Here is a 1243-nt window from a genome sequence, read left to right on the forward strand (position 1 = left end):
GCCAACGCCGTAGCAGGATTTAAGTTCGACGACGATATATAGTCGGAGAAATTACTCTTCGACTATACCGCCGTTTGCTGCGGCGTTTATCGTTATCAAGCGGTTTTATTATATTATGAGACGGGCTTTACGCAACATGAATTTCCGCTGCGCCGCCCGCCAATGGCAAACAGGCCGTCTGAAAACTCAGACGGCCTGCGGTGATTAATGGTCGGATAAAACATGGGATACGGCAAGCCGGCAACGTGTGTCTCTTCCGCCCGCGATTTTTAATGCCCGCCCTGCCCGATTTGGAATGTCAGCGTGCTGTAAACCGCCTGTGTGCGGCATATTTCGGGGTCGGGATAATCGGCTTTGTACTCAACGGCGGCTTTCCAAAAACCTTGCCGCAGCGGAATGATGTCCACTTCGCCGCGATGGTCGGTGGTATCGGAAAAGGCCTGTGCTTCGGTTTTGTGGCTGGCGCGGCGGTCGCTGTCGTCGAAGCCGTCAAACGTGGCGGTCAGGGTCGCCCCCGCCAGCGGTTCGCCATCGAGCAATACCCGCACTTTGAAACGCCCGTTGACACGGATATTGGCCGGATTATCCAGCGGTACGATTTCCAGGCGGTGGCCGACGGGGCGGGTAATTGTTTCCGTGCCCGCGCTTTCATGGCCGACATTGGCAATGTGTTTGCCGTACATGGCGGATTGTTCGCAGTATGTGGCATCCGGCACTTCGGTCAAACTGGCCCGATGCCAGCCTGCGGTATTTTTCGACCAAAATGTCGGCATATATTCGGCGGTAATGATATAGCTGCCGTCTGAAACCACGCCTTTGGTTTGAAATTGGTAATTTGCGCCGCCGCGCTGCGGCACAAGGTTTTCCCTGCCCTTGGCCGTAACCAGCTGCATGGGCTTGAATAAAGACAGGCGGTCTCGCGCAATCGGCATCGGCTCGGGAAATTCGCCGTAACCCAATTCGGCTTTAAGCATTTCCCCGCCGTGCGTATGCTCGGCATCCACCCACACGCGGTGGGCATGGGCAGCAGTTGATAAGCTCAAAACGGAGGCCAGCAAGAAAACGGTTTTTTGCATCACGGTATCCTTCTCATTTAATACAATTGTTATGTTATAACATTATTTATCAAATGTGAAGTTTGCCCGCAATGTAATGAGAAATTATCCAATTACAGAAAAAACTATCTTAAATTTAACAAATATTATAGAATCGAGCACCTACACTAAACCCATTATAGTCGGAG

1 protein-coding gene is annotated in these 1243 nt (G+C 52.0%); it reads right to left on the bottom strand.

What is annotated here, in order from left to right; genetic code table 11:
- Window positions 1–269: 269 nt before the first annotated feature.
- Window positions 270–1076, bottom strand: a complete 807-nt coding sequence (locus tag BDE01S_RS10590; RefSeq protein ID WP_066081366.1) for a DUF4198 domain-containing protein — start codon at window positions 1074–1076, stop codon at window positions 270–272.
- Window positions 1077–1243: the final 167 nt, after the last annotated feature.

The sequence above is a fragment of the Bergeriella denitrificans NBRC 102155 genome, assembly GCF_001592185.1.
In the GTDB taxonomy this organism is placed as follows: Bacteria; Pseudomonadota; Gammaproteobacteria; order Burkholderiales; family Neisseriaceae; genus Neisseria; species Neisseria denitrificans.

Coding starts and splice junctions, on each gene's coding strand:
- BDE01S_RS10590 (WP_066081366.1), bottom strand. CDS start 1,076: ATGCAAAAAACCGTTTTCTTGCTGGCCTCCGTTTTGAGCTTATCAACT.